The organism is Anaerotignum lactatifermentans DSM 14214 (genome assembly GCF_900142265.1).
Lineage (GTDB): Bacteria > Bacillota > Clostridia > Lachnospirales > Anaerotignaceae > Anaerotignum > Anaerotignum lactatifermentans.
On the sequence record NZ_FRAH01000056.1, the window covers coordinates 1 to 6,587 of the forward strand.

At 48.4% G+C, this 6,587-nt stretch carries 12 protein-coding genes; 7 read left to right on the forward strand and 5 right to left on the reverse strand.

The window, feature by feature from the left end; translation table 11 throughout:
* Positions 1-505: 505 nt before the first annotated feature.
* The 5 genes from BUB35_RS13230 to BUB35_RS13250 all read left to right on the forward strand — a co-directional run bounded on the left by BUB35_RS13230 (position 506) and on the right by BUB35_RS13250 (position 3,512).
* Positions 506-1,222, forward strand: a complete 717-nt coding sequence (locus BUB35_RS13230; protein ID WP_022365014.1) for an ABC transporter ATP-binding protein — start codon at positions 506-508, stop codon at positions 1,220-1,222.
* Positions 1,222-2,145 carry a SufB/SufD family protein gene (locus tag BUB35_RS13235; RefSeq protein ID WP_072852484.1) on the forward strand — a complete coding sequence of 308 codons (924 nt, stop codon included), beginning with the start codon at positions 1,222-1,224 and terminating at the stop codon, positions 2,143-2,145. The genes BUB35_RS13230 and BUB35_RS13235 overlap by 1 nt, the downstream gene beginning before the upstream one ends.
* Before the next feature lie 14 nt (positions 2,146-2,159).
* Positions 2,160-2,672, forward strand: coding sequence for a signal peptidase I (gene lepB / locus BUB35_RS13240; RefSeq protein ID WP_072852486.1), 513 nt, complete (start codon positions 2,160-2,162; stop codon positions 2,670-2,672).
* Between the two features lie 23 nt (positions 2,673-2,695).
* Entirely contained in the window at positions 2,696-3,202 is a 507-nt protein-coding gene (gene lepB / locus BUB35_RS13245; protein WP_072852488.1) for a signal peptidase I, read from the forward strand.
* A gap of 94 nt (positions 3,203-3,296) precedes the next feature.
* Entirely contained in the window at positions 3,297-3,512 is a 216-nt protein-coding gene (locus BUB35_RS13250; protein ID WP_072852490.1) for a PF20097 family protein, read from the forward strand.
* Positions 3,513-3,561: 49 nt separating this feature from the next.
* On the opposite strand, the gene BUB35_RS13255 is transcribed toward BUB35_RS13250, so the two are convergent.
* The 5 genes from BUB35_RS13255 to BUB35_RS13275 form a co-directional block, all read right to left on the reverse strand.
* The gene (locus BUB35_RS13255) at positions 3,562-3,786 is read right to left on the reverse strand and encodes a hypothetical protein (protein ID WP_072852491.1); all 225 of its coding nucleotides are present in this window, start codon (positions 3,784-3,786) and stop codon (positions 3,562-3,564) included.
* 33 nt (positions 3,787-3,819) lie between these two features.
* Positions 3,820-4,104 (reverse strand): hypothetical protein, encoded by a 285-nt coding sequence (locus tag BUB35_RS13260; RefSeq protein WP_072852493.1) that lies wholly within the window; start codon positions 4,102-4,104, stop codon positions 3,820-3,822.
* Between the two features lie 115 nt (positions 4,105-4,219).
* Entirely contained in the window at positions 4,220-4,993 is a 774-nt protein-coding gene (locus BUB35_RS13265) for an HpcH/HpaI aldolase family protein (protein WP_072852539.1), read from the reverse strand.
* 5 nt (positions 4,994-4,998) lie between these two features.
* Entirely contained in the window at positions 4,999-5,610 is a 612-nt protein-coding gene (locus BUB35_RS13270; protein WP_072852495.1) for a cyclase family protein, read from the reverse strand.
* A 27-nt stretch (positions 5,611-5,637) separates the two neighbouring features.
* Positions 5,638-5,859, reverse strand: coding sequence for a helix-turn-helix domain-containing protein (locus BUB35_RS13275; RefSeq protein ID WP_022255281.1), 222 nt, complete (start codon positions 5,857-5,859; stop codon positions 5,638-5,640).
* 85 nt (positions 5,860-5,944) lie between these two features.
* On the opposite strand from BUB35_RS13275, the gene BUB35_RS13280 reads away from it, so the two are divergent.
* Both BUB35_RS13280 and BUB35_RS13285 read left to right on the forward strand, forming a co-directional pair.
* On the forward strand, positions 5,945-6,148 hold the full coding sequence (locus tag BUB35_RS13280; RefSeq protein ID WP_072852497.1) for a hypothetical protein: 204 nt from the start codon (positions 5,945-5,947) through the stop codon (positions 6,146-6,148).
* A gap of 112 nt (positions 6,149-6,260) precedes the next feature.
* The gene (locus BUB35_RS13285) at positions 6,261-6,461 is read left to right on the forward strand and encodes a DUF1858 domain-containing protein (protein WP_022255279.1); all 201 of its coding nucleotides are present in this window, start codon (positions 6,261-6,263) and stop codon (positions 6,459-6,461) included.
* Positions 6,462-6,587: the final 126 nt, after the last annotated feature.

The window sequence follows — 6,587 nt, forward strand, 5'->3', positions numbered from 1 at the left end:
CCGCATGTCTTGCGGTGTGTGGTCAACACATTTGCTCCGCAAATGTCAGCCATAAATGACTGCCCGCATGTCTTGCGGTGTGGAGTGCCCCAACTGGAATCCGCAGGGGAAAATCCGAAGTTTCAAGGCTTTTAGCCGATGGATATTCTGCACCCCGAAGAAAACGGGGACGCCGCAGGCGGCTTTGCAAAGCAAAGTGCTTGACCCCTGCACCCCGAAGAAAACGGGGACGCCAAAGGCGGCTTTGCGAAGCAAAGTGCTTGACCCAAGGGTTTTATACTTCTGCCTATTCGTCAAAGGCCCCCCTGAAATGAGCCTTTGACGACAGGGTGTCGAAAAGTCGACACCCTGTGCAATCCATACCAAAGTCATAGCTTCTGTCGGTTTTCGGGGAAAATCGTTGACATGACAACGTTTCAGTTGGTATAATTTACTTTGGCTTTGCAGGTAAAATTCGGCAAAAAGGGTGTTGCCGAATCATTGATAAATACAGGAGGAAAAGAATATGCTGGAATTAAAGAACATCTCTTTTTCCGCAGATGGAAAACAGATTCTGAAAAATATCAATCTGGTCATTGACGACGCAAAATTCGTTGTCATCACCGGACCCAACGGCGGCGGCAAGTCCACATTGGCAAAGGTCATCGCCGGTATCATCACACCTGACAGCGGACAGATTTTGCTGGACGGTCAGGACATCACAGACTGGTCTATCACAGACCGCGCAAGAGCAGGCGTTAGCTTCGCTTTTCAGCAGCCCGTACGCTTCAAAGGCGTAACTGTCAAAGACCTGATCACACTGGCAAGCGGCAAGGATATTTCCACAGCAGCGGCTTGTGATTATCTGGCACAGGTAGGTCTGTGCGCAAAGGACTACATTGACCGTGAAGTCAATGCAAGCCTGTCCGGCGGCGAACTGAAACGTATCGAAATCGCTACCGTTATGGCAAGAAAAACAAAACTGACACTTTTCGACGAACCCGAAGCGGGCATTGACCTGTGGAGCTTCAAAAACCTCATCGACGTTTTCGAAAAAATGCACGATGAAATCCAGGCTTCCATCATGATCATTTCCCATCAGGAACGTATTTTGAACATCGCTGACCAGGTGGTTGTCATCTCCAACGGTGAAATCGCCCAGATCGGCACAAAAGAAGAAGTTCTGCCCGGTCTTTTTGGCATTGACCCCGGATGCAGATATTTTCAGGGAGGGAACGAATAATGTTTGACGACGTAATCAAAAAACTGCTGTCTGAAGTGGCAGACCTGACAGAAGTACCTTTGAATGGTGCCTTCAATATCCGTAACAACGGTCACAGCGAAGGCAGAAACTCCACAGAAAACATTCAGATCGTACCCAAGGAAAACAACTCCGGTATCGATATTTACATCAAACCCGGCACAAAGGACGAAAATGTCCATATCCCCGCTCTGATCACAGAAGCAGGCGTACACGATCTGGTATATAACGATTTCCATATCGGCGAAGGCGCAGATGTCACCATCGTGGCTGGCTGCGGTATCCATAACTGCGGCAGCGAAGAATCTCTCCACGAAGGCATCCACCGTTTCTTCGTAGGCAAAAACGCCAAAGTAAAATATATCGAAAAACACATCGGGGAAGGCGACGGCAACGGCAAACGCATCATCAACCCTCAGACACATATCGAAGGGGATGAAAACAGCTATCTGGAAATGGATACTGTTCAGCTGAAAGGCGTAGACTCCACAAAACGTATTTCCAGCGCAAAACTGGCAGCTGGCGCTACTGTTGTCATCAAAGAAAAAATCATGACACACGGCGATCAGTATGCGGAAACATCCTTTGACGTCATTCTGGAAGGGGAAGGCAGTTCCGCAAAACTCATTTCCCGTTCCGTTGCAAGGGATAAATCCCGTCAGCTGTTCCGCTCTAAAATCGTGGGCAACGCGGACTGCTACGGTCATTCCGAATGTGACGCCATCATCATGGACGACGGCGTGGTAGCGGCAGAACCCGAAATCGTGGCAAACAACGTGGATGCAACTTTGATTCACGAAGCAGCCATCGGCAAAATCGCAGGGGATCAGCTCATGAAGCTGATGACATTGGGGCTGACAGAAAAAGAAGCGGAAGCACAGATCATCAACGGCTTCCTGAAATAAGGAGCTGAAACAAATTGAAAAAAGAAATTCTCAGTTGGGTCAAGACCATCATCCTGGCAGTGCTGCTGGCTTTTGTGGTGGATACGGTGTTTATCGTCAATGCCACAGTGCCTACAGGCTCCATGGAAAATACCATCATGGCAGGGGACAGAATCCTTGCCCTGCGCACTAGCTACTGGTTTTCCGATCCCGAGCGGGGGGATGTGGTGGTTTTTGAAGATCCCGACGATCCCACAGGCAAGACTCTTTATGTGAAACGTATCATTGGCGTTGGCGGCGACACTGTAGAGGTAAAAGACGGTGACGTGCTGGTCAATGGGCAGGTGCAGGATGAACCTTATATCAAAGAAATCACAGAAGGCGATTTCGGGCCTTATCATGTGCCGGAAGGCTGTTACTTCATGATGGGGGATAACCGGAATAAATCTCTGGATGCAAGGTTCTGGGAAAACACCTACGTGGAAAAAGATGCCATCTTGGGCAAAGTTGTCCTGCGGTATTACAAAGGATTCAAAATCATTGATTGATTTGGAAGAGGATAGAAATCGAAATGAGAAAAGAAATACTTGGCTGGATAGAAACAATTGCCGTGGCGGTTTTGCTGGCATTTTTGATAAATCACTTTTTGCTGGTGAATGTATATGTGCCAACAGGCTCTATGGAAAATACGATTATGGCAGGGGACAGAAACCTTGCCTTACGTACCAGCTATTGGTTTTCTGATCCCCAGCGGGGCGATGTGGTGGTTTTTGAAGCCCCGGATGATCCGGATACCCTGTATGTTAAGCGTGTTATCGGCGTTGGCGGCGACACCGTAGAGGTAAAAGACGGTGACGTGCTGGTCAATGGGCAGGTGCAGGATGAACCTTATATCAAAGAAATCACAGAAGGCGATTTCGGACCTTATCATGTGCCGGAAGGCTGTTACTTCATGATGGGGGATAACCGGAATAAATCTCTGGATGCAAGGTTCTGGGAGAACACCTACGTGGAAAAAGATGCCATCTTGGGCAAAGTTGTCCTGCGGTATTACAAAGGATTCAAAATCATTGATTAAAAAAGGGCGGCTTTGAGCCGCCCTTTTGGCTTGTTGAAAAACCGGGAATATGATACACTGAAAACAGAGAACACCTAAAAGGAGATGAAGCGACATGAAATGTCCTTTTTGTAATCTGGAAATGATGGAAGGCTATTTGAAAGCCGGACGGTATGTGCAGTTCCAGGAAATGGAGAACGGCAGAAAAGGAAACCAGTATCTGGTGGCAAAAAGCTTTATGGGCGATGCCAAAATGGAAGGCTATCTGTGCCCCAGCTGCCGGAAAGTGATTCTGGATATCCCTCTGGTGGAAGAACCCCCCAGAAGATAAAGAGAAAAAAGAAAATACCCTGTCATTTGACAGGGTATTTTTTTATATCTTAGAAAAATAATATGACCATCAGGAATACGAACAGAAATATGCCTGCACTCAAAGACGCAATGGCGTATTTTTTCTCGCCTGCGTCCTGATATTCTTTCGCGCTGATGATTTCCCGCAGTCCCGCAAATGCCAGCAGCAGAAACAGCGCCGGTTTGATGCCCCGCAGGGCAAGGATGCCGCTGATGAAAAGCAGAAGGGTCGTGCAGAATTTCAGTTGTTTCATAAGAAATACCTCCAAAGTAACTTCCTCTAAAGGTCAATGGTCTTTTTTTCCCGCAAAAAGCAGCAGACCGTTTGCCGCAACCAGAATCACGGTGTAAACAATCAGCATGGGGAACATAGAAGGCACCACATCCAAGAGGGCTGACCAGTCCTCTGCCTGCACCCATGACACCACCATGGCGTACTCAGAAAGAAGTGTCAGGGCAGTGAAGGCGAAAGCCGCAAATGCCATGCCCTTTGCCATGGACTTGCCGGAAAAAGCGGCGTAACCATGGAGCCCCGTGAAAACAACGCTTGCAATACTGAAGAAAATCCACATAAATATAACCTCCTTATCAGGGGAAAAGTGCCATTTTTTTCAGTATAGCATGGCAAAGGGGGCTGTCAACGAAAGGGCTGGATGTGACAGAAATTTGTAAGAAAGCCGTATCCCCTTACCCTCTCACTTTTGCCAGAATATTCCGATATGCCTGCACCAGCACTGCCGCGTCCAGACCATAAGCCATGGCATCAAATCCCTGCTGGAATCCATCGGCAATGGCGTCGGGGTTTACGGTGAAATAAATGCAGAACTTGCCGTTTTTGTGACATGCTTCCAATACTCGTTTCAGAGCAGCCTGAAAATCGGGGTGGTCGAACTGCCCGGGAATGCCCATGGAAATGGACAGGTCAAAAGGTCCGATGAAAATGCCGTCTACCCCTTCCATGGCAGTAATGGTTTCGATGTTTTCCAGACATCCCACTGTTTCACACTGGGGAATCAGCAGTGTTTCGGCGTTGTTCACTGCCATGTTTATGGGCACACTTTCGGTGCCGGGATAAGCAAAGCCCCAGCAGTCTTTCCGGGTGGGGCAGAAACCACGTTTGCCAATGGGAGCGTATTTGGCGTAGTTCACCAGTTCCTGCACCTGCTCTACGGTATGTACGTCAGGAACGATGAGCCCATGTACGCCGATATCCAGCAGTTTTAGCACCGCGGGACGGCTGATTTCCCGTACCCTTGCCAGAGGAGAAACGCCGCCAAGGAGAGCGCCCCGGACATAGTCCAGTGTGCTTTCTGCCTCAAAAGGTCCGTGTTCGTTGTCGATGATGATGAAGTCCAGACCGGTTTTGCCCAGAGCTTCCGCTACATTTGCGCTGCCCAGTTCAAAAAATGTACCGATGGGCTGCTGATGGTTCTGAAGTTTTTCTTTCAATGTATTTTTCATCTGTATCACCTTTCCAATATGGGACGCACCCAGCATCCGTCACCCTCTGCAATTCTCAGGGGCAGACAGTACAGGCAGTACTGACCGGCTGGTACGTCTTTGAGTTTCAAGTTTTCCAATATGGGGATGTTCCGCCCCAGCAATGTTTTGTGTATGGGGAAATCCCCGTCCCCTTCGGGACTTTCGTAATCTATGCCCAAAAGGGCAATCTTCCGTTCCGCCAGATATTCGCCTGCTTCCGCTGTCAGATAAACGGGATGGGGCAGGGGATGGATGCCGTCAAAGGCTTCGTTGTCTGTGCGGAAAAGCACCCGGTCACCGGGCTGGATGTCCAGCTGTTTTAGCATATCCTTTGTAATTTCTGCTGCATCAGGCAGGTGAAAAACATTGCATGTGCCGCAAAGCTGTTCCAAAGGAAAGGCAGCCGCGTCCATGCCCTCTGGGAAGAAATGTCTGGGAAAGTCTATATGGGTGCCCAGATGGCTCCCCAAATGGAGCAAAGACAGGGTGCAGTCATCTCCCTTTGCCCCATCCAGCAGCACTTCCCGACAAAAAGGCGGGTCGCCGGGATAGACCATGGTTTCCGGGGAAAGGGGGAAGGAAATGTCATAAATCATATGCCGCCTCCTTATTGTATCATATTTTCATCCGTTGCGGCGGGGATAGGGCTTTTTTTCGTCCGTAAGCCCTGCCAGATAGTCCATGCTGGTGTCCAGCGCCAACGCCAGTTTTTTCAGCTGTTCAAAGGTATAATACCGTTTGCCTGTTTCCAGTTTGGAGTAGTCGCTCTGGTCAATGCCTGTGAGCATCTGCATTTTGATCTGGGTGAATCCCCGTTCTTTCCGTAATTCTCGTAATCTGTTCATAAACATCACCAATTTTATTATGGCAAACTGACCTATTGACATTAGGGTGTATCTGACCTAAAATAAGACAAAAGGCGGTGAAAATATGGATAAATTGGTGGAAAGTCTGCGGGTTTTGCTGGAAAATGAAAGAGATGGTGTGCTGCATGTGGATGGGGAACGGCTGCGGCAGGCGAAATATGCAGGCAGTGTGGAAGCATTACGGAAAATATTGGACGAGGACGGATGGAGTGCGGAAAAAAAGATAGACGCCGTGCGAAAACTGCTGGATGAGGCGTTGGAAAAATGAAAATATGTCTAACGCCTCTTTTTTTTATGAGGCTTTTGGGGTATAATACAAGGGAATATACACAAAGAATTCCACAACAAACCAAGTGAGAATCTCAAAGGAGGCATTTTTTATGCAGGTAACAAAAGATATGACAATCGGCGAACTGCTGATGATGGACAGAAGCGCAGGTGCAATCCTGATGCAGAACGGCATGCATTGTGTAGGCTGCCCTTCCGCTGCTGGTGAAACACTGGAAGAAGCAAGCATGGTACACGGCATGGATATCGACAAACTGCTGAGCGACATCAACGCTTATCTGGCAAGTAAATAATTTGCTTACGCATCGTCAAAGGCTCATTGCATTCAAGCCTTTGACGAAAGGACAGAAGTAAAAAGAGCAAGTTCCATCGGCAGAAGCCTTGAAACTTCGACTTTTCCCTCGTCGGAAGTAAATTCC

What these genes read in the sequence shown, in the direction of transcription:
- BUB35_RS13275 (WP_022255281.1), bottom strand. Translation starts at nt 5,859, where the DNA reads ATGAACAGATTACGAGAATTACGGAAAGAACGGGGATTCACCCAGATC.
- BUB35_RS13260 (WP_072852493.1), bottom strand. Translation starts at nt 4,104, where the DNA reads ATGTGGATTTTCTTCAGTATTGCAAGCGTTGTTTTCACGGGGCTCCAT.
- lepB (WP_072852488.1), top strand. Translation starts at nt 2,696, where the DNA reads ATGAGAAAAGAAATACTTGGCTGGATAGAAACAATTGCCGTGGCGGTT.
- BUB35_RS13265 (WP_072852539.1), bottom strand. Translation starts at nt 4,993, where the DNA reads ATGAAAAATACATTGAAAGAAAAACTTCAGAACCATCAGCAGCCCATC.
- BUB35_RS13235 (WP_072852484.1), top strand. Translation starts at nt 1,222, where the DNA reads ATGTTTGACGACGTAATCAAAAAACTGCTGTCTGAAGTGGCAGACCTG.
- BUB35_RS13250 (WP_072852490.1), top strand. Translation starts at nt 3,297, where the DNA reads ATGAAATGTCCTTTTTGTAATCTGGAAATGATGGAAGGCTATTTGAAA.
- BUB35_RS13280 (WP_072852497.1), top strand. Translation starts at nt 5,945, where the DNA reads ATGGATAAATTGGTGGAAAGTCTGCGGGTTTTGCTGGAAAATGAAAGA.
- BUB35_RS13270 (WP_072852495.1), bottom strand. Translation starts at nt 5,610, where the DNA reads ATGATTTATGACATTTCCTTCCCCCTTTCCCCGGAAACCATGGTCTAT.
- BUB35_RS13230 (WP_022365014.1), top strand. Translation starts at nt 506, where the DNA reads ATGCTGGAATTAAAGAACATCTCTTTTTCCGCAGATGGAAAACAGATT.
- BUB35_RS13255 (WP_072852491.1), bottom strand. Translation starts at nt 3,786, where the DNA reads ATGAAACAACTGAAATTCTGCACGACCCTTCTGCTTTTCATCAGCGGC.
- BUB35_RS13285 (WP_022255279.1), top strand. Translation starts at nt 6,261, where the DNA reads ATGCAGGTAACAAAAGATATGACAATCGGCGAACTGCTGATGATGGAC.